Origin of the sequence: Microvirga terrae (assembly GCF_013307435.2) — a bacterium.
Lineage (GTDB): Bacteria > Pseudomonadota > Alphaproteobacteria > Rhizobiales > Beijerinckiaceae > Microvirga > Microvirga terrae.
This window is the reverse complement of the sequence record NZ_CP102845.1, coordinates 2,172,655-2,191,174: the sequence shown is the minus strand read 5'-3', so window position 1 is coordinate 2,191,174 and position 18,520 is coordinate 2,172,655. Positions and strand designations below refer to the sequence as shown.

Genomic DNA, 18,520 nt, shown 5'->3' with positions numbered 1-18,520 from the left:
TTTGGCGTCGCCCATGCCCCCGATCAGGCCGATCAGCGTCTGCCGGTTCGGGCCGATGCCGACCAGGGACAGGACGCTGCGCTTGAGGCTCTTGAGGCTGTGCGCTCCGAAGTACCAGCGATACGCGAAGCTGGCATGCTCATGGTGATCACGATCCGCGAGGACCTGCCCTTGAGCACACTCTTCCAGCTCGCCCCTTCCCGACCGCCCGTCAGGAATGTGGGGCGCAGAGCCTGCTCCAGGAATCCCTTCAGGAGGGCCGGCATCCCTCCCAGCCAGAGAGGATAGATGATGACGAGGTGCTCGGCCCATGCCAGCGTCCGCTGGGCCTCCACGATGACGGCTGGCGGCGGGTCCTTGTCCCAGTCCGCTTTCGAGCGCAGCAGGGGGAAGTCGAGGTCGGCAACGGTAATGAAACGAACGTGGTGGCTGCCTGCAAAAGCTCCCTCGGCGTAGGCGTCCGCCAGCGCATGACAGAAATGCTCGCCGCCAGATGTGGGGTGGCCCTGGATGATGACGATGCGCGTCATGCCGGTGTCCGCTGCTCGTTTCGTGGCGCCCACTCCGCCCGGAGCCGCTTGGCCAGCCCGAACCAGCCGCCCGCCAGGACCGCGATCGTCAGGGCTGCTGCCAACCACCACGGGCTCGGCGGCGACAGGCGAAGAATGGCGGCAAGGGGTGGCACGTAAAGGACCACGGCGATGATGGCGGCAGCCACGGCCCCGATCACCCAGAAGGCGAGCCTGCTACGATCGAAGAACGAGGTGCCCGGCTCCGCCGCGTCGGCGAAGGCGAGGACCAGATTGCCGACCACCAGGGCCACGAACGCCGATGTGCGCGCCTGCGTCTCGGGGATATCCACGTTCAGTGCCCAAACATAGAGGCCGAGGACGGCGCCGAGAACGACGGCTCCCTGGATGAACCCGAGCACGATCTGGGAAGTGCCGAAGAGCGGCTCGCTCGCGGGACGCGGCGGCCTCTCCATTGCTTGCCGCTCGCTCGGCTCCCCCTCGAAGGCGAGCGAGCAGACCGGGTCGATCACGAGTTCCAGCAGGATCACGTGCATCGGGTACAGGATTGGCGGCAGCCCCATGACGAGGGGCAGCAGGGCCAGCCCGGCGATGGGCACGTGGACCGCCGTCACGTAGATCAGCGCCTTGCGCAGGTTCGTGAAGATGCGCCGCCCGAGCCGCACGCCGCCGATGATCGAGACGAACCGGTCATCGAGGAGGACGAGGTCCGCCGCCTCGCGCGCCACATCCGTGCCGCGCCGCCCCATGGCGATGCCGATGTGGCCGGCCTCGAGCGCCGGCGCGTCGTTGACGCCGTCGCCGGTCATGGCAACGACCTCGCCGTTGGCCTTGAGCGCCTCGACGAGGGCAAGCTTCTGCTCCGGCATGATGCGGGCGAAGACACGGATGCGCCGCACCCGCTCGCGCAGGCCTTCTGGGTCGAGTTCGGCGACGTCCTTGCCGATGAGCACACCGCCACTCGTGTCAATTCCGGACCGGCGGGCGATCTCCAGGGCCGTGGCCGGATAGTCGCCCGTGATCATCGCCACCGTGATCCCGGCGCGCTTCGCCTCGGCGACGGCCTGGGGAACATCAGACCGGACTGGATCCTCAAACCCGATCAGGCCCTCGAACCGGAACGCCAGATCCTCGGGAGCCGCAGCATGGTCCCTGTCATCGCGGGCGGATGCCACCCCCAATATCCGGAGACCGCGGCCCGCCAGTCCCGCAACCATGGCGTCCATCGCCGCTCGCTCGTCATCGCTCATGCGGCAGAGGCGAGTAATCGCCTCGGGTGCCCCTTTCGCGGCATAGAGAACGCCGCCCGTCGAAACGGGCCAGACCTGGATGAAGGCCAGCAGCTCGGGACGGAGCGGATAGGTGCGCAGTGGGGCTCCGGCCCAATCCGCTTCCGGGAGAACCCGCATCCCCGCTATGCGGACAGCCTTGTCCATGGGATCGACCGGGCGGACGGCGGACGCGAGCAGCGCCGTCCGCAGCGGTTCGACGGCAGCATCGGCAAGCCTGCCATGGCCCCGCAGGTCCTGTGCCTCGCCGCCCCGCCACGCCGTGGTGAGAGCCATCCGGTTCTCGGTCAGCGTCCCGGTCTTGTCGACGCACAGGAACGTGGCTGCGCCGAGGGTCTCGATCACCGCGGCGCGGCGCACCAGCACCTTGTCGCGGGCGAGGCGAAAAGCCCCGAGCGCCATGAAGATCGCCAGCACCATCGGGAACTCTTCCGGCAGGAGCGCGATGGCCAGCGTGATGCCGGACAACGCGCCGCCGATCCAGTCGTCCCGCAGCACGCCGTACGCCACGGCGACGATGGCGCAGAACGCGAGCGCGAGGATGCCGAGTCTGACGATGAGGGCGCCGGTCGTCTTCTGGAGCAGCGTCGGCTCGTCCTCGATAGCAGCCAGCGAGGCGCCGATGCGTCCCAGCCGCGTCGACGCACCGGTGCGCACGACGTGGATCATGCCTTGCCCGCGCACGTTCAGGGTCCCGGCAAACAGGTACGGGGTGTCGTCTCCCCCAGGCTCCGGGTCTTCGGCTCTGTCCATTCCGATTGGCGCAGGACGTTTGGACACCGGCACGGACTCGCCCGTGAGGGCGGACTCGTCGACCGTCAGCGCGTCGCCCGCGATCAGGAGGCCGTCGGCCGGCAGGCGCTCCCCCTCTCCGACGAGGACGAGATCGCCCGGCACGACCTCACGCGCCGGGACGCGCCGCTCGGTCCCGCCGCGGATCACCCGGGCGAACGGCTCGGCCAGCTCACGCAGGGCTGCCAAGGCCCGCTCGCTCCTCGCCTCTTGAAGCACCACCAGGCCGATGGTCACGACGGCGCCAGCCGTCATGAACAGGCCTTCCCCGATATCGCCGAGCACCAGGTAGAGCCCTGCGGCGGCCAGCAGAAGCAGGAACATCGGCTCGCGCAGGATGCCGCGGACAATGTCGATTAGGCCGCGGGAGCGCGTCCCCACGACGGCATTGGGCCCATGTCGCGCGAGGCGGTGCTGCGCCTCGGCCTCGTCGAGACCCGTCAAACCCGCAGGTGCGACCATCGCGGCGTCGGCGGTATGGCCACTCCGTACCGTTCGCGCATGCACGGTCATGTCCGCTCCCGGTTGGAAGGGTCCGCTTCAATGAGCCACCAGGATTGGGCTTTCCGATGCGGTCAACATGTCCCGCGTCGCGCCGCCGAACACCTGCTCCCTCAGGCGGGTGTGGCCATAGGCTCCCATGATGACGAGATCCGCGGAAATGCGGCGCGCCTCCTCGAGGATGACGTCGGCGACATCCCGGTCCTGGCTGTCGGCGGTGACGACCTCCGCGACGACATTGTGGTGGGCGAGGTGGGCCTTCAGCTCCGCCACCGGCTCGGCATCCGCCGGGGGATCCACGACGAGGACGACGGTACGCGCCGCCTGCTCGATGAAGTCCAGCCCTTCGCGCAAGGCACGGGCCGCCTCGCGGCTGCCGTTCCAGGCGACCAGCACGGAGTGGATCGGCCCTTGTCGGTGGCGCCCGGGTGGCACGAGCAGGAGCGCGCGTCCGCTGCCGAAGAGCACCGCCTCCACCAGGTCCGGCCAGGCCGCCGTCTCGGCCCCGCCATAGGGACGTGTGGCGATGAAGAGATCGGCACAACGGGCCTCGGCCACGACCTTCCCGGACAACGCACCGAACGTCTCGTCGAACCGGCGGAGCTCGCTCGGCACTTGAAGGCCGGCCAGTCGCTCCGTCAGCCGCTTGGCCGTGGCATCGCCGTCCTTCAGGGCCTGGTCCTGGAGCTCGGTCAGAACCTGGATCCCGGCTGCTCCGCCATCCATGGGCATGGCGATCGTGAGGTCGGGAAGCTGGTTGGTGAAGAGCCCGATCAGATGGGCCCGTCCGGATGACGCGAGGGCCTGCCCATGCTCCAGCCGGATCTCGTCCTCGGAACTTCCATCGAGATGCACCATGATGTCCTTGATCATCGCTCTCTCCCTCTGCTTGCCATGTCACGGCCTCGTACAAGGCCATGATCATGTGGCCGCGGGCGGGTCAGCGCCTTGATCTGACGCAACCCGCCCGAGACAATCGGCGTATCGGTCTTCGGCCGGGTTCCTCGGCGGACCTCTCGGTGGGCTTACGGCGTGATCGCGACCTTCAGCACGCCGTCACGCTGGTGGGCGAACAGGTCGTAAGCCTCCTCGATCCGGTCGAGCTTGAATCGGTGCGTCACCAACGGCCGTGTGTCGACACGGCCCGACGCGATCGCACCCATGAGCCGACGCATGCGCTCCTTGCCGCCCGGGCAGAGCGTCGTCCGGATGGTATGGTCCCCCAATCCCGCTAGGAAGCCGTCGAGCGGGATCCTCAGATCGCCCGAATAGACCCCGAGCGAGGACAGCGTGCCGCCAGGACGCAGCACCCGCAGCGACGCCTCGAAGGTCTCCTGCCGCCCGAGCGCCTCGATGGACACGTCGACGCCCCGTCCGTCGGTGAAACGCATGATCTCCTCGACGGGGTCGGCCTTCGTGAAGTCGACCACGTGATCCGCGCCCATGCGGCGTGCCATCTCCATGCGCGCGGGCACGCTCTCGACAGCGATGATGGATGTGGCGCCCATCAGGCGGGCGCCGGCCGTAGCGCACAGGCCGATGGGGCCTTGTGCGAAAACCGCCACCGTGTCGCCGATGCGGATGCGCCCGCTTTCCGCGCCGGAGAAGCCCGTCGACATGATGTCCGGACACATCAGCACCTGCTCGTCCGTGAGCCCCTCGGGTACGGGGGCAAGGTTTGCCATGGCATCGGGAACGCGCACGTATTCGGCCTGGCAGCCGTCGATGGTGTTGCCGAAGCGCCAGCCGCCCAGCGGCTTCCATCCGTGTTTCGTGCCGGCCCCGTCCTGCGAATGGCAGCCGCACAGGCAGGCCGCGCTGTGCCCGCTCGGCGTGATAGCGCCGGCGATGACCCGCTGGCCTTCCCGGTAGCCCTGCACGGCCGAGCCGAGCTTCTCGATCACGCCGACAGGCTCATGGCCGATGGTCAGCCCTCGCGCCACCGGGTACTCACCCTTCCGGATATGGATGTCGGTGCCGCAGATCGTCGTCGTGGTGATGCGCACGAGCGCGTCGAGGGGACCGATGTCCGGGATCGGCTTCTCGTCCAGGATGATGCGGCCCGGCTCCACGAAGATGGCGGCTTTCATCCTTGGCATGACAGTCCTCCGGCTGGTTCATGCGGGGCGTCGTGGCCCCGAGGGTGCACGATGTGGATCATGGCGCGGCTCCCGACGACCGACATTGACGCGGATCAACTCAGATCCGGGAGCCTCGCCTTTGCGTGGCGTAGGACTCCCCTCGCGGTGACAGGCACGTGCCGACGGGTTGCGCGGGCCGGCTTCAGCCGGATTTCGTGTCGTCGGATCGGCCCGACCTGTCGGTGGCCTGCTGTCCGGGTCCATTCGTGCCGCCTTGGCCGGACGTGCCCCGTCCCTGGACCTGGATGCGCCGGGAGCGCTCCTGCCGTCCGGCCTTCGGCACGGTCACGCTCAGGACGCCGTTCTCGAAGCTGGCTCGGATCTGCTCGGGGTCCACGGCGTAGGGCAGCCGCAACGAACGCTGGAAGGTGCCGTAGGAGCGCTCGACGAAGTGGAAGTTCTCCTTCTCGTTCGTGCGCTCGAACTTCTTCTCACCCCGGACGGTAAGCACGTCATCATCGAGGCTCACATCGATGTCCTGCTCGGTGACGCCAGGCAGCTCCGCCGTGATCCGGATTTCCGTGTCCGTCTCGGACACGTTCATGCTGGCATGGACGAAGTTGCCGACATCGCCCTGCCCCTGACTGCCAGTCGCAGCGGGCAAGCCGATGCCGCGGAAGGCATCATCGAAGAGGCGGTTCATCTCACGATGAAGCGACAGGAAGGGATCTCCTGGAAACATCCCGCCACCGGGACGGAAGGGGGTCATGGGATTGCGGGCCATTGTGCGTTCCTCCTCATCAACCTGATGTCACGGGCGGGTGGTGTCCCGCGCCGGAAGGGCAACACAACTCGGATTGAGTGATCGAATTCGGCTCTCCGCCATGGGAATGCCACAGCGAAAGCGCTCAATCCGCGGGACCAATGATAGTCCACCATCGACCGCCTTGGAATGGATATTGACTCAACATGCCGAGCGCCTACAGCCAGGCTCGACACGCAGAACTCTAGCATTCCCGGAAGTGGTGCCGGCCTGCCAAAGGTCTGAAATGGGTCACGCATTGACGATCCCCTTCCGGTCAGGAACGCCCGGTACCTCCGCCAGAGCGGACGTTCGGAGCACCCGATCGCACGGCGCGACGGGTCCAAAGCCATCGTTCACATGTGAGACCTGCGCCTGTGGCGGCCACGATTCTTGATGGATCCCACAACTTATATTTGATCGACATGCCGAGCGGGTCGCTTATCCTGACTTGCAGGAACTCCCCGCAGGTCCGAGGGTGCCATGCCTCGCTACCACTTGAACGTGCATGATGAGCTGAACCCCGCTCCCGCTTGGACTAGCGCTGGGCTCGAAACTCTCGCCGCAGCCGAACGCGAGGCGGCGCGCACCGCGGCCGCCATCGGACTGCACAAGCTGCCGAACGACGGCGTCTGCCAGGCAGTGGTCGAGGTGAGCGACGAGCATCATCAGCGGGTTGCCGTCATGACGGTCTCGATGAGGATCGATCGACCGATCTCCCCGCCTCGGACGTTCAGTCCTTGGGCTGCCTGACCCAAGGGCGGCTTGCTGCTGACGCCGTTTATGGAACAGTCCCGATGTGACCCTCACGAAGGGCAAACGTCGCCCCAGGGATCGCGGTCGGGATTGGCAAGATCGCACGCTGGGTATCTTTCCGACAGAGGGCTATCACCATTCCTGCCTGCAAGCCCGCTCCAAGCCCGGTAGACCCGGACCCGAGATCGGCGCAAACTGCCCCTGCACGAAAACGCGGACACGTCCATGCCTGATCTGCGTCCAAAATCCCAGCGCAGGCTCGCCGCCATCCTGGCTACCGACGTGGTGGGATCTTCCCGGCTTATGGAGGAGGACGAGGAGGGCGCGGCCGCAGCCATCGGGACGATCCTGTCCGACATCATCGGGGCGGCCGCCGCGCGGCATCACGGACGGATCGTCAAGACCATGGGCGACGGAGCCCTCCTGGAGTTCGCCAGCCCGGTCGAGGCGGTGCTGTGTGCGATCGAGGTTCAGACGGTGGTCAATGATCGCGCCGCCAACCAGCCGGGGAATAGGACAATCCGGCTGCGCATGGGCATCAACCTGGGCGATATCCTCGTCAGCGAGGACGCGGATATCCTTGGCGACGGCGTGAACGTCGCGGTGCGCCTGGAGGGCGTGGCCGATCCCGGCGGCATCTGCATCTCCGGCAAGGTGTTCGACGAGCTTGAGGGCAAGCTGTCCCTGCCGTTCGAGGACCGGGGCGAACAGCGCCTCAAGAACATCGCACGGCCTATCCACGTCTATGCCTTGCAAGCCGGGGATATCTCGCCCCAAGAGCCGAAGGCTGCCCGGCCGTCCCCAAACCAGACCGATAAACCCTCTATCGCCGTCGTGCCGTTCGCCAACCTGAGCGGTGGCCCTGAGCAGGAGTATTTCGCCGACGGGATCACGGACGACATCATCATGGCCCTGACGAAAGCCCGCTGGCTGTTCGTCGCATCCCGCAGTTCCTCCTTCGCCTTCAAGGGCAAGGCCATCGAGACCGAGCAGGTGGCCCTTCGCTTGGGCGTTCGCTACATCCTCAGCGGCAGCGTGCGCCGGAGCGGGTCCCGCGTCCGCGTCTCGGCCCAACTCACCGAGGCCGAGACCGGCGGCTCCATCTGGGCAGAGCGATTTGACCGCGATATCGACGATGTCCTGATGCTTCAAGATCAGATCACGGAGGCGGTTGCGGGGGCCATCGAACCCGAACTCCTCAGGAAGGAGGGTCAGCGCGGGGCCGAGCGCTCCCGGAGCCTGACGGCCTGGGATCTCGTCCGACGAGGCATGTGGGAGTTCCACAAGATAAGGCCCGACTCGCACCAGCGCGCCCGCGAGCTGTTCCTGAGGGCCATCGAGGCCGAACCCACCTCCGCCGACGGATACATCTGGCTGGCGCGGGTTGAGGCCGGTCTTGCCGCTTATGGCTGGGGGAGCGATGCTGAAGCCGGCCTGCGGAGCGGGATGGAAGCTGGCCTGAAGGCTGTCGAGCTCGATGGGAAGAACCCCTACTCGCATTATGCCGTGGCCGTAACCCATGTCTTCGGCGGCGAGTACGAAACCGCCATTCGAGCCGCTCAGCGCGCCATCGGCCTCAGTCCCAGCTTCGCCCTGGGGCACCTGGTGCTTGGGCCTGCCTATCTGAGCACCGGTCGCCTGCCGGAGGCGATCGCGTCGCTGGAGCATGGACTGCGCCTGTCCCCCTTCGATCCGCAGAACTTCACGTGGCTGTTCCTGTTGTCCGTAGCCTATACCTTCTCGGGGAATGCCGAGGCTGGGCTGGACGCGGCACGCCGGGCCCTGTCGGTGCGTCCGCACTGGATTCCTGCCCTCAAGATGATTGCCCTGTGCTGTACGCGGCTCGGCGACCTGGAACAGGCTCGTTCCGCGGCCTCTCAGGTCCGATCCGCCACTGTCGCGGAAGGCGATCTTGCCCGGTTGATCCCGTCCCCCAATCCAGGCTGGATCGAAGAAATCGAGCAAGCGATCGGGGATGCGTTGAGGAACGGACGAGTTCGCTGAGCCCAGTACCCAATCGCCGAGACCGCGACGGCTGCGGCCGCTGCCAGCATGCGGAGTGCCCGCCGTCCTCGACAGGATCGCTCCGCGCACTCTCCTCGCCTGCCATGTGAGACTCGCATGGCTGAGCGGCTTGAACCCGGGCGCTCGCCGCAGCGGGGGAGCGCTGCCTGCTGCGGGTGCCCTTGGCCCACGAGGGGGAACTTGCCGCGTCGGGACCGATCCCGCACCGGTGCCTGCACTGAGCCTGTCCGTGCGGCCGTCACATGAAGGTCGCCTTGCAGCCCCATTGCGAAAATACGGCCAAGGTCAGCCTCGTGCCAGGAACGGACCTTTCGAAGGATCTGCTACAAGGCCGTTCCTAGCGAAGGCATGAGCGAGTTAGCCTCGTTCCGCAGGCTACGTAACTTCGCTACGTCGGAACCAGCCTTGCACATCGCCGCGAATTTCGGGAGAAAAACCCAGGCCTGAACATCCATCAGGTCAGGAGGCAATCGCATGGAACTCATCAGGCATGGCAAGATATTGGTGACGGGTAGTGCCGAGGGCGAATTGCTCAGCGCCGAAATGGGTCTCAGCTTCTGGGGCGGCGTAGATCCTCAAACGGGCGTTGTCATCGATCAGCATCACCCCTTGCGCGACCAAAGCCTTGCCGGGCGGGTGCTTGCGATCCCGAGCGGACGTGGCTCATGCTCCGGAAGCGGCGTACTGCTCGAACTGATCCTCAACGGCCATGCGCCGGCAGCCATCATCATCTGTGAGCGCGAAGAGATCCTCACCCTTGGCGCTTTGGTTGCAGAGGTGATGTTTGCGCAATCCATTCCAGTGCTGCGAGTAGAGCGGGAGGTGTTCGCCCGTATCGGTGAGTACCGATACGCCAGAGTGGTAGGATCCAGCCTTCAACTCCTCCACGAGCCCCTTGATGAGGATTGGCAGCCCGGGCCAGCTCACCAAGGGAGCTATGAAGACACAACAATCTCGCTGGACGCGGTCGATGAGGCCTTCCTTTCGGGTCGGCACGGCAAAGCGGCGCAGGTCGCCATGCGCTTGCTGCTCCGGATGGCAGCAGTTCAGGGGGCCGAGGCCTTCATGGATGTATCGCAGGTCCACATCGATGGCTGCATCTACACGGGGCCAGCAAGCCTGCGCTTCGCACAGATGCTGCTCGAGTGGGGAGCGCGCGTGCGCGTCCCGACGACGCTCAATTCTATCTCTGTCGATAAACGCCGCTGGCGGGCGCAGGGCGTGGCGCAAGACTTAGGCGCCCCTGCGAGCGCCCTTGCGGACGCCTACCTTGCCATGGGCGCTCAGCCCAGCTTCACGTGTGCGCCATACCTGCTTGAGAGCGCCCCCCGGTTTGGAGAGCAGGTCGGCTGGGCGGAGTCAAATGCGGTAATCTATGCCAACAGCGTGATCGGCGCGCGGACGATGAAGTACCCGGATTACTTGGACGTCTGCATCGCCCTGACCGGGCGGGCGCCGCTAGCCGGCTGCCATCTTGATGCCGGTCGGCGGGCGACACTCGCGCTGGAGGTTGAACTGCCAGAGAGAGCAGACGATGCTTTTTGGCCGCTGCTCGGGTATTGCTGCGGCTCCGTCTGCGGCACGGAGATCCCGCTGATCTGCGGACTAGAGACGAGCGCTGCCGGACTGGACGAGCTGAAGGCCTTTGGTGCGGCCTTCGCCACGGTCGCCGCCGCACCGATGTTCCACATTGCCGGGATCACGCCGGAGGCAGATGACCAAAGGCCGGAGCGACAGGTTCGCATCGGATTGGGCGAATTGCGACAGGCCTTGGGGGCACTGAACACGGCTGCGTCGCCGGAGATCGGGCTTGTCAGTCTCGGCAACCCGCACTTCTCTCTGAGTGAGTGCGCTCGACTGGCAGCACTGGTGCGGGGGCGAACAAGGTCAGCAGACGTTGTGGTGATCGTGACCTGTGGCAGGGCAGTGCATGAAGCGGCGCGCCAAGCCGGTCATGTCGCCGAGGCCGAAGCCTTTGGCATCCAGTTTATCACCGATACATGCTGGTGCATGCTCAGCGAACCTGTAATCCCTCCGGCGGTGCAGACGCTAATGACCAACTCCGGCAAGTACGCGCATTATGCGCCAGGCCTCGTCGGGCGTGGTGTTCGGTTCGGCAGCATGGCCGAGTGCGTAGAGGCTGCCTGTAGCGGCAAGGCTCAAGAGGACCTGCCCTCATGGCTGTTATAGGTCCGCACTGGGTCAGGAACCGCGTTTCCTTACGCGTTCGGAGCGTCCGGTTGCGTGAGAATTGCTGCTCTTAAGACGATGTCTCAGGAGTGCCAGGAAGAGACATTCCCTGTTTCCAGGTAGGTGGCTTTCGCGGAACGCCGTTGATGGAACCTGGGTTGGCGGCGGCCAGAGTAACTCCGGCGTTTCGACCTGAGGCGATTTGAGCAGGCTGCCAAACGAGGCTGCCTCCGCAGCGTCGGCTGGCCCCTATTTCAAGTGAAGGATGACTGGACCATCCGTCACTTTCGGGGCACTCGCGCCAATGTCCGACGCATTCTGCCCAACCCACTCCCTGGCCTTTTGGACGCTCTCATCGGTGCCCGCCTTGTCCTGACAGACCGTGATGGGAATGCCGCCATCGCCGGTGCGGATCAGGGCGTAGCTGACAAATCCCGTTACCGTCCGCATCAGGCCTTCGACATCCGACGTACGCTTTTCGAGCAGATCAAAGAGCTCCTTGGCTCCTTGACCTGAGTAGGTTCTGATCACAGCGTGCATGGATCTTTCCTCTCCCAGGCATAAGGGTGGGCGGCACTCGCCCTAGCCGCGCCTTCTGTCATCTCTTGCCTGTCGGGAAATTCTACCTGCTCCAGAGCCCTGTGCTTGATCAATCAGGACAGGTGCAGGGCATTTTGGGCCATCGTTCTGGTTTCCAATGAGGCCGCGTAACTCCGACAAGCCCGTGTGGAACAGCGGCGAAATCACTGAGGTGGCGCGGGCCGATGATGTCTTCGTTACAAAGTTCTTCCGCTCAAGCCGATCACCTGTCCAAAGGAGCACATGCGGCCGAGGCGCCGGTGACGAGATCCCTGTGGCCGAAACCCTTCCGGTAATCGAGAACGGAGATCACGGTCGGAACGACCTTGAAGAACGCGACGCCGACGTGTGGCCCCGAGGCGTACTCCGCGATCCCTTGCGGGAATTTCCCAAGCAGGAGCTGTCCCGCACGCTCGATCTCCTGCGGATCCGTGACGCAGGTAGCACGGCCCCCGGCCGAGATGCCACGGATCTCGCCCCAGTCCGCATAGGGCAGGTTGACTGTCACGGACACCTTGCCGTTGCGGCGGATGTTTCGGGCCTTCTGGGAATCCTCCGAACATCCGAAGTAGATGTCGAGCCCGTCGTTGGCGAAGCTTACCGTCGTGGCCTGCGGGTAGCCGTCCTGGCGGACCGTTGCGAGCGTCATGTCGCTCGCGCGGTCGAGAATGGACAGGATCTCGTCGCGAAGTCTTGCGTCCATGGCCATGTCCTCACAGTGGACGGACCGTGCTGGCCCATGATGGTTTCGGTCCCGCCCGACCGCCTTGATCTGGATCAATGCCGAGGCCGGAGAAGCCCCGCATCCTTGGCCCAGGTTCGTTCTGAATGCTTCCCCGATCCGACCGCAGGCTTCCGCACAATTCCGACCGCAACCTGCCCGGTTTTCGCGTATGATCGGACACGGGCGAGCCTTTCACGAACCCGACCGACGGCGGAGGGCTCCATGGGTGATGAGCGTTCGCATGTTCAAGGTGAGCGGAAGGAGCATCGGGCCTTTGATCCCGACATCCTCCCGCGTCTTCGGTCGCTGCTCGCAACCCTGGCCGACCTCGATGTCGCCCACGCGAGCAATCTGATCGTGATCGAGAGCAGGCCGATGGACGAAGCCCGCAAGGACCGGCTGACGACCGGCCTCTGGCTGAGCCATTGCAGGCGGCGCGCGCCGTATGTCCGCGAGATCGAGGCGCTGAGGGAGCGGATGGACGCCACGTTCCGCTGAGGGGCTGCCATGAAGGCCATGGTTCTCCACGAGATAGGAACGCCTCTGGTCTTGGAGCAACGGCCGCCGCCCGCAGCCGGTCCAGGTGAGATCCGCGTGGCGGTCGAAGCCTGCGCGGTGTGCCGGACCGATCTCCATGTGGTCGACGGGGACCTGCCGCATCCCAGGCTACCCCTGATCCCCAGCCATGAGATCGTCGGACGGATCGAGGCGCTCGGTTTCGGGGTCTCGTCTCTCGAGCCGGGGCAGCGCGTGGGCATTCCCTGGCTCGGGCACACCTGCGGACATTGCTCCTATTGCCTTGCGGGCCAAGAGAACCTCTGCGACGAGCCGCTGTTCACAGGCTACACCCGCGACGGCGGTTTCGCCTCCCTGGCGGTCGCCGATGCGGCTTACGCGTTCAGCCTGCCCGAGGACGGCGACCCCGTCGCCCAGGCTCCGCTCCTCTGCGCCGGACTGATCGGCTGGCGTTCGCTGGTGGCCGCCGGTCCCGGCGAGAGGATCGGCATCTACGGCTTCGGGGCGGCGGCTCACATCATCACCCAGGTCTGCGCCTGGGAGGGACGGCGCGTCCATGCCTTCACGCGCCCGGGCGACGTCGCCGCCCAGGAGTTCGCCCGCTCGCTCGGCGCCGTCTGGGCGGGCGGTTCGGACGAGATGCCCCCGGAGAGCCTCGACGCCGCGATCATCTTCGCGCCCGCAGGCGAACTCGTGCCTCTGGCCCTGCGGGCCGTGCGGAAGGGCGGCCGCGTCGTCTGCGGCGGCATCCACATGAGCGATATCCCGCAGTTCCCCTACAGGTTGCTCTGGGAGGAGCGGCGGATCGTGTCCGTCGCCAACCTGACCCGTCAGGATGCCGTCGACTTCCTGGCGATCGCTCCAGAGGCCGGGGTCATGACGCGGACGGTCGGGTGCGCAATTCAGAGATGGGCCGCGTTCATCCTCTGGCACTGGGGTTCAGGCGAGGCGCTGGGATACCGGCATGCCAAGGTGGGTCATGACGTTGATAACCTTGCAAGCGGCCGCGGCCTCAGTCTTTTGCGTTGGCAGAGTCTGGGCGTGGAGGCGGCGACCGATCAGGGTCTCGTAGCGCATCATCGCCACCTCGCTCAACGACCGCCGGCCGTAGTTCACCGCTTTCTGCCAGCCGCGCCGACCCCGCTCCTGGATCATCTGGAGATGCTGGTCCCGCTGGGTGGGCGCCGTCTCGGCCGTGTCGCTCGGCACTGCAGTTGATCGCGGTGGGATGATAACGGCGGCGGCAGGATCGCGCTGCGCAATGACGCGGTAAACGGGATCGCCATCGTACGCGTTATCAGCCGCGACCGAAGCAATCGGGTCCGAGATCTGATCCAGCAAAGGCCCAACCAGCGAGGCGTCGCCGTGTGCAGTTGTGGTCAGTTCCGACGCGAGGATCTCACCGGAATCGGGATCAACGGCGAGGTGGAGCTTGCGCCAGGTCCGGCGCCCTTGGCCACCACGCTTCTCACGCTGCCATTCGCCGGCACCAGATCGGGAACCGTAAGCTCCAAGCCGAGCAGGCGCATGATCGAGGCCAGCATGCCTTCGGTCTGGTGCCACGGCCGGCCAAACGCCAGCCGCAGCGTCAAGCTGGTCTCAATCGCAATCGCTGAATATTGCTGTGGTCGGCGGCGCCTGCCATTGCGAGGCGGCGGGTGTGACCAACACCTTCAGATCGCCCCGCCGGCGTAGCGCCGCATCGTAGGAATACCAATTCTTCACGCGGTAGCAGGCCTTTGGGATCCTGTGGCGGCACTTTTCATTGACCTTGTAAGGCATACAGCTCTCAGCTTCGGCGGATCGCTCCTATACCTCACTGTCGGCCCGGCGCGTCACTCCGGACGGACTTATGCACCAACATCCTTCTGTCACCCTCTCTCGAACACCAAGCGCGTCTACGGCATGTACTGGCCTCCATTCACCTCCATCACCTGCCCCGTGACGTAGCCGCTGAGCTTGTCGGAAGCGAGATAGAGAAAGGCGCCGACGCAATCGTCCGGCGTGCCGAGGCGATCCATGGGAATGGTGGCCTGCATGGCGGTAAGCTGCTCCGGGGTCGAATAGCGTTCGTGGAACGGAGTCATGATGACGCCGGGCGAAACCGCGTTGACCCGGATGCCGTCCTTGACCAGTTCCTTGGCCCAGCCCCGCGTGGCCACCGAGATGAAGCCCTTGGCTGCGGCATAGATGACCGATCCCGGCCCGCCGCCGTGGCGCGCGGCGATCGACGACACATTGATGATGGAACCGCCGCCCTGCGCCCGCATATGCGAAATGCCCTCACGGACGAAGCGCACGACCTGATCCACATTCAGGGCAAGCACGGCATCGACATACTCGTCCGTGTAATCCTTGATTGGCGTCCGCTTGACGAGGCCGCCGGCGTTGTTGACGAGTACATCAAGGCGATCGAAATGCTCAACAGCCCCGGCCACGACCCGCGCCGCCGCCTCAGGCTCGGTCACGTCCGCTTGGATCAGGAACGCCTCCCCGCCGGCCGCTCTTACTTCCTCGGCTACTTGCCGCGCCGGGTTCTTGCTGGTGTTGTAATGGATTGCCACACGCGCCTTGTTGTGCCCGAATGCGACTGCGGCCGCGGCTCCGATCCCGGTGCTGGCGCCGGTGATGAGGATGACCTTGCCGGCAAGATCGGGAATGGTGGGGTAGGCCTCGGGAGAGGTCATGGCTGGAACTCCAGAATGAGTTTGGAAGGAAGGCAGTAGACAGCGCTGTTCATCACTCCTCAGGAAAGGGCTTGGAGATCGGCGTCGACGGCAATCGCCTGCCCCGAGATTGTGCGTCCGAGCGGCGAGCATAGGAAGACGATCTGATCGGCAAGCTGCTGCGCCGTCACGTATTCCTTCAGAGACGTGCTCGCGAGCGCCCGGCGCTCAATCTCATCGAACGATACGCCAAGTTGCTGGGCTTTGGCTTCGAGCACACGGCGCTGGCGGTCGCCGGCGACGACGCCGGGCAGGATCGCGTTCACGCGGATGCCATCCTCACCGAGTTCCCGTGACAGCGATTTCGTAAACCCGATCACGGCCCATTTGGCAGCAGCGTACGGGGAGCGCAGGGGAAAGCCGAAACGGCCTGCGGCGGAGGACAAGTTCACGATCGAGGCGTTCTGGCTTTGCCTCAGGTAGGGCACGGCAAGACGCGTGCAGTTGAACTGCCCGGTAATGCAGACCTCAAGACAGCGATCCCAATCCTCCGGGTTGATCTCCTCAACCCGCGCGGTCGGCCCCGCGATACCAGCATTGTTGACGAGGACATCCAGTCCCCCGAGAACTCCCAGCGTCTCCTCGAAAACCCGGGCGACATCAGCACGATCAGCCACATCGCCATAGGAGGATGTCAGGTCAGGATCACTCGCGGTCGCCTCCCGGAGAGCGGCGCGGTCCACGTCGCAGATATGCACGCGCGCACCCTCGCGGTGGAAGGCACGGGCAATCTCAAGGCCGATGCCAGCAGCGCCAGCCGTCACCAGCACACGAAATCCGGCGATGTTGAGGTCCATCTTCGTCGTCTCCATCCCTGAAGCGGGCCCCCAGCACTCGGCGCCCGATCGTCCTGTGATGTTCGAGGGCTGGGGCGCCGGCCTACTCCAGCAGACGTCCAGTGCTCTCGATGAAACAGGCCGCGCCTTCGATGTCGTCGACGAGCGCCTGGCGTGCGGCGGCTCCGTCACCAGCCTTCACCGCAGCGACGAGACGACGGTGATGTCCGGTTGCGCCGCCCGTTCGCAACCGTTCGGGCGAGGCCTTGAGGTCGAAATTCAGAATTGGCCCGATTTTTAGCCAGAGCCCCTCGATGATCCCCACCAGGGTCGGCAGACGGGTCGCCTCGTAGACGGCGAAGTGGAGCTCCTTATTGGCCCGGACGGCCCGATCTGCATGAGGTTCGGAGCTTCGGGCCTCAGCGAGGAACGCCTCTTCGAACTGCCGCATGGCGGCGAGGTCGGATTCCGCACGGCTTCTGGCTGCCTGCTCCGCCGCGAAGCCCTCGACCGCGAGTCTCACGATCGTCAGTTCCCGGAAACGTGCAAGGTTCATCAGCGGCACGCGCACCGCACGGTTCGGCAGCACCTCCAGGGATTGGTCGGCGACAAGCCGCGAGACTGCCTCCCGCACCGGCATCATCGAGACGCCGAGAGTCTCGGCGACGCTACGCAGGGACATCTTCTGCCCGGGGGCGAGCTCACCGCTCATCAGCAGCTCACGTAGCTCGGTATGGACGCGTTCGCCGAGGGTAACACGTTCCAGCCGGCCGATCTGGGCGATGGCCGATGGCGTCTTGGTGGGGCGGGGGCTCGACAAGTTGCTCATTTTCCGACAGTCTAACTGTGATCACGGATCACGGCAAGTGACGCGACAGCATCATGGGAGGAAGGAAACGGCCATGGCACATTCTGATGACTTGACCCGTCGTATGCTCCTGAAGGGAGCGGCCGGCGCGACTGCGCTTGCAGGCCTCGGGATGCCTGCAATCGTAAAGGCGCAATCTGACGTGATCAGGATCGGGCACCTCACGCCTGTAACCGGTTTCCTGGGACCGCTCGGCGAGTTCGCCCAGATGGGCGTCAAGCTCGCCGCAGAGGAAATCAACGCCGCCGGTGGCGTCCTCGGCCGCAAGGTCGAGCTCGTGATCGAGGATTCGGTGAACCCGCAGACGGCCTCTGCCAAAGCCGAGCGCCTGATCGAGCGCGACAAGGTCGCGATGATCATCGGAGAAATCTCTTCCGCCTCGGCTCTGGCCATTGGTCAGGTGGCCAACAGGACCAAGACGGTGTTCATCAACACCGGCGCCAATTCCGACGCCCTGCGCGGAGCGAGCTGCAATCCTTTCATGTTCCACATCGAGGCTGCCAACTCGATGATGGTCACGGCAGTCGGCACGTACCTGAAGACCGAGAACATGATCAAGGGCAAGAAGTGGTACTCCCTCACGGCGGATTATGCCTTCGGCCACGATCTCTTCCGGGTCGCCAAGAAATTCGTGACGGAGAACGGCGGCGAATTCATCGGCGAGGAACTCGTCCCCACCGACGCGACCGACTTCAGCCCCTACCTCCTCAAGATCCGGCAGGCCCAGCCGGATATCGTCGCCTCGAATCTTGCCGGCAATCAGATCACAAACTTCATCAAGCAGTATGCCGAGTACGGTCTCCAGTTCCCGATCACCGGCTTCGGCTTCGACACGGCCGTGGCCTGGGGCGCCGGCAAGGGGAATTTCTCTGGCATCTGGCCGCTGATTTGGCACCACATGGTCGATACGCAATCGTCGAAGAAGTTCGTTGAGGCCTTCACCAAGAAATACGGCAAACTGCCTGAGAACCAGTGCTGGGGCGACTACAACTCCCTCAAGATCGTCGCGCAGTCCTTTACCGAGATGAAAACGGCCGACCCGCAAAAGCTCGCCGAGCACCTGCGAAAAGGCGCGAAGTTTGACATTCTGAAGGGCCGCGAAGGCTATTTCCGGGCCTACGACAACCAGATGGTCCAGGAGATGTATGCCGTTCGTGCGAAGGATTCGGACAAGATGAAGGACCAGTGGGATATCTATGACCCGCTGGGCTCCGTCCCTGGTCCCAACCAGGATCTTGAGGTTCTGGCACCCCCGAAGGACGGAACCTGCAAGATGCAGGCGTGACGCCTCAATCATTGGTCAGGCCGGATGGTTGACCGCCGATCCGGCCGCCAGAAAGCACGACATTCTGTTTCCCCTCAGTT

The 18,520-nt window shown here is 65.1% G+C and carries 15 protein-coding genes and 2 pseudogenes; 6 read left to right on the top strand and 11 right to left on the bottom strand.

What is annotated here, in order from left to right; all coding sequences use genetic code 11:
• Nucleotides 1-32: 32 nt before the first annotated feature.
• From HPT29_RS10440 to HPT29_RS10420, 5 genes are all read right to left on the bottom strand, one after another.
• The gene (locus HPT29_RS10440) at nt 33-530 is read right to left on the bottom strand and encodes an NAD(P)H-dependent oxidoreductase (RefSeq protein ID WP_259060536.1); all 498 of its coding nucleotides are present in this window, start codon (nt 528-530) and stop codon (nt 33-35) included.
• On the bottom strand, nt 527-3,124 hold the full coding sequence (locus HPT29_RS10435; protein ID WP_173948662.1) for a cation-translocating P-type ATPase: 2,598 nt from the start codon (nt 3,122-3,124) through the stop codon (nt 527-529). The genes HPT29_RS10440 and HPT29_RS10435 overlap by 4 nt, the downstream gene beginning before the upstream one ends.
• A gap of 27 nt (nt 3,125-3,151) precedes the next feature.
• A complete protein-coding gene (locus HPT29_RS10430) occupies nt 3,152-3,985 on the bottom strand; it encodes a universal stress protein (protein ID WP_173948663.1) in 834 nt (277 codons plus the stop codon).
• Nucleotides 3,986-4,137: 152 nt separating this feature from the next.
• Nucleotides 4,138-5,211, bottom strand: coding sequence for an NAD(P)-dependent alcohol dehydrogenase (locus HPT29_RS10425; protein ID WP_173948664.1), 1,074 nt, complete (start codon nt 5,209-5,211; stop codon nt 4,138-4,140).
• Nucleotides 5,212-5,395: 184 nt separating this feature from the next.
• Nucleotides 5,396-5,977, bottom strand: coding sequence for an Hsp20/alpha crystallin family protein (locus HPT29_RS10420; RefSeq protein ID WP_173948665.1), 582 nt, complete (start codon nt 5,975-5,977; stop codon nt 5,396-5,398).
• 501 nt (nt 5,978-6,478) lie between these two features.
• Here HPT29_RS10420 and HPT29_RS10415 point away from each other — a divergent pair.
• The 3 genes from HPT29_RS10415 to lhpI all read left to right on the top strand — a co-directional run bounded on the left by HPT29_RS10415 (nt 6,479) and on the right by lhpI (nt 10,966).
• Nucleotides 6,479-6,748 carry a DUF6894 family protein gene (locus tag HPT29_RS10415; RefSeq protein WP_173948666.1) on the top strand — a complete coding sequence of 90 codons (270 nt, stop codon included), beginning with the start codon at nt 6,479-6,481 and terminating at the stop codon, nt 6,746-6,748.
• A 228-nt stretch (nt 6,749-6,976) separates the two neighbouring features.
• Complete coding sequence (locus HPT29_RS10410) at nt 6,977-8,755, top strand: adenylate/guanylate cyclase domain-containing protein (protein WP_173948667.1); 1,779 nt, start codon at nt 6,977-6,979, stop codon at nt 8,753-8,755.
• A 495-nt stretch (nt 8,756-9,250) separates the two neighbouring features.
• Nucleotides 9,251-10,966 carry a cis-3-hydroxy-L-proline dehydratase gene (gene lhpI, locus HPT29_RS10405; protein ID WP_173948668.1) on the top strand — a complete coding sequence of 572 codons (1,716 nt, stop codon included), beginning with the start codon at nt 9,251-9,253 and terminating at the stop codon, nt 10,964-10,966.
• A gap of 249 nt (nt 10,967-11,215) precedes the next feature.
• Here the strand turns inward: lhpI and HPT29_RS10400 are convergent, their stop codons facing one another.
• Both HPT29_RS10400 and HPT29_RS10395 read right to left on the bottom strand, forming a co-directional pair.
• Nucleotides 11,216-11,506: a hypothetical protein gene (locus tag HPT29_RS10400; RefSeq protein WP_173948669.1), complete on the bottom strand. Its 291-nt coding sequence runs from the start codon at nt 11,504-11,506 to the stop codon at nt 11,216-11,218.
• Between the two features lie 262 nt (nt 11,507-11,768).
• Nucleotides 11,769-12,248: a pyridoxamine 5'-phosphate oxidase family protein gene (locus HPT29_RS10395; RefSeq protein ID WP_173948670.1), complete on the bottom strand. Its 480-nt coding sequence runs from the start codon at nt 12,246-12,248 to the stop codon at nt 11,769-11,771.
• 243 nt (nt 12,249-12,491) lie between these two features.
• On the opposite strand from HPT29_RS10395, the gene HPT29_RS10390 reads away from it, so the two are divergent.
• Together HPT29_RS10390 and HPT29_RS10385 are read left to right on the top strand one after the other, a co-directional pair.
• Complete coding sequence (locus HPT29_RS10390; protein WP_173948671.1) at nt 12,492-12,767, top strand: hypothetical protein; 276 nt, start codon at nt 12,492-12,494, stop codon at nt 12,765-12,767.
• A 9-nt stretch (nt 12,768-12,776) separates the two neighbouring features.
• Nucleotides 12,777-13,673: pseudogene (locus HPT29_RS10385) on the top strand (zinc-dependent alcohol dehydrogenase family protein); the annotation flags it as partial.
• A 51-nt stretch (nt 13,674-13,724) separates the two neighbouring features.
• Here HPT29_RS10385 and HPT29_RS10380 read toward each other — a convergent pair.
• From HPT29_RS10380 to HPT29_RS10365, 4 genes and pseudogenes are all read right to left on the bottom strand, one after another.
• Nucleotides 13,725-14,567 (bottom strand): annotated as a pseudogene (locus HPT29_RS10380) (IS5 family transposase).
• Between the two features lie 116 nt (nt 14,568-14,683).
• Nucleotides 14,684-15,472, bottom strand: a complete 789-nt coding sequence (locus tag HPT29_RS10375) for an SDR family NAD(P)-dependent oxidoreductase (RefSeq protein ID WP_210272219.1) — start codon at nt 15,470-15,472, stop codon at nt 14,684-14,686.
• A gap of 59 nt (nt 15,473-15,531) precedes the next feature.
• Entirely contained in the window at nt 15,532-16,308 is a 777-nt protein-coding gene (locus tag HPT29_RS10370; protein WP_173948672.1) for an SDR family oxidoreductase, read from the bottom strand.
• 82 nt (nt 16,309-16,390) lie between these two features.
• Nucleotides 16,391-17,116, bottom strand: coding sequence for a GntR family transcriptional regulator (locus HPT29_RS10365; RefSeq protein ID WP_173948673.1), 726 nt, complete (start codon nt 17,114-17,116; stop codon nt 16,391-16,393).
• A 73-nt stretch (nt 17,117-17,189) separates the two neighbouring features.
• On the opposite strand from HPT29_RS10365, the gene HPT29_RS10360 reads away from it, so the two are divergent.
• Complete coding sequence (locus HPT29_RS10360) at nt 17,190-18,440, top strand: ABC transporter substrate-binding protein (RefSeq protein ID WP_173948674.1); 1,251 nt, start codon at nt 17,190-17,192, stop codon at nt 18,438-18,440.
• The last annotated feature ends 80 nt before the right edge of the window (nt 18,441-18,520 follow it).

What these genes read in the sequence shown, in the direction of transcription:
- HPT29_RS10360 (WP_173948674.1), top strand. Translation starts at nt 17,190, where the DNA reads ATGGCACATTCTGATGACTTGACCCGTCGTATGCTCCTGAAGGGAGCG.
- HPT29_RS10375 (WP_210272219.1), bottom strand. Translation starts at nt 15,472, where the DNA reads ATGACCTCTCCCGAGGCCTACCCCACCATTCCCGATCTTGCCGGCAAG.
- lhpI (WP_173948668.1), top strand. Translation starts at nt 9,251, where the DNA reads ATGGAACTCATCAGGCATGGCAAGATATTGGTGACGGGTAGTGCCGAG.
- HPT29_RS10400 (WP_173948669.1), bottom strand. Translation starts at nt 11,506, where the DNA reads ATGCACGCTGTGATCAGAACCTACTCAGGTCAAGGAGCCAAGGAGCTC.
- HPT29_RS10440 (WP_259060536.1), bottom strand. Translation starts at nt 530, where the DNA reads ATGACGCGCATCGTCATCATCCAGGGCCACCCCACATCTGGCGGCGAG.
- HPT29_RS10370 (WP_173948672.1), bottom strand. Translation starts at nt 16,308, where the DNA reads ATGGACCTCAACATCGCCGGATTTCGTGTGCTGGTGACGGCTGGCGCT.
- HPT29_RS10390 (WP_173948671.1), top strand. Translation starts at nt 12,492, where the DNA reads ATGGGTGATGAGCGTTCGCATGTTCAAGGTGAGCGGAAGGAGCATCGG.
- HPT29_RS10435 (WP_173948662.1), bottom strand. Translation starts at nt 3,124, where the DNA reads ATGACCGTGCATGCGCGAACGGTACGGAGTGGCCATACCGCCGACGCC.
- HPT29_RS10420 (WP_173948665.1), bottom strand. Translation starts at nt 5,977, where the DNA reads ATGGCCCGCAATCCCATGACCCCCTTCCGTCCCGGTGGCGGGATGTTT.
- HPT29_RS10430 (WP_173948663.1), bottom strand. Translation starts at nt 3,985, where the DNA reads ATGATCAAGGACATCATGGTGCATCTCGATGGAAGTTCCGAGGACGAG.
- HPT29_RS10395 (WP_173948670.1), bottom strand. Translation starts at nt 12,248, where the DNA reads ATGGACGCAAGACTTCGCGACGAGATCCTGTCCATTCTCGACCGCGCG.
- HPT29_RS10410 (WP_173948667.1), top strand. Translation starts at nt 6,977, where the DNA reads ATGCCTGATCTGCGTCCAAAATCCCAGCGCAGGCTCGCCGCCATCCTG.
- HPT29_RS10425 (WP_173948664.1), bottom strand. Translation starts at nt 5,211, where the DNA reads ATGCCAAGGATGAAAGCCGCCATCTTCGTGGAGCCGGGCCGCATCATC.
- HPT29_RS10365 (WP_173948673.1), bottom strand. Translation starts at nt 17,116, where the DNA reads ATGAGCAACTTGTCGAGCCCCCGCCCCACCAAGACGCCATCGGCCATC.
- HPT29_RS10415 (WP_173948666.1), top strand. Translation starts at nt 6,479, where the DNA reads ATGCCTCGCTACCACTTGAACGTGCATGATGAGCTGAACCCCGCTCCC.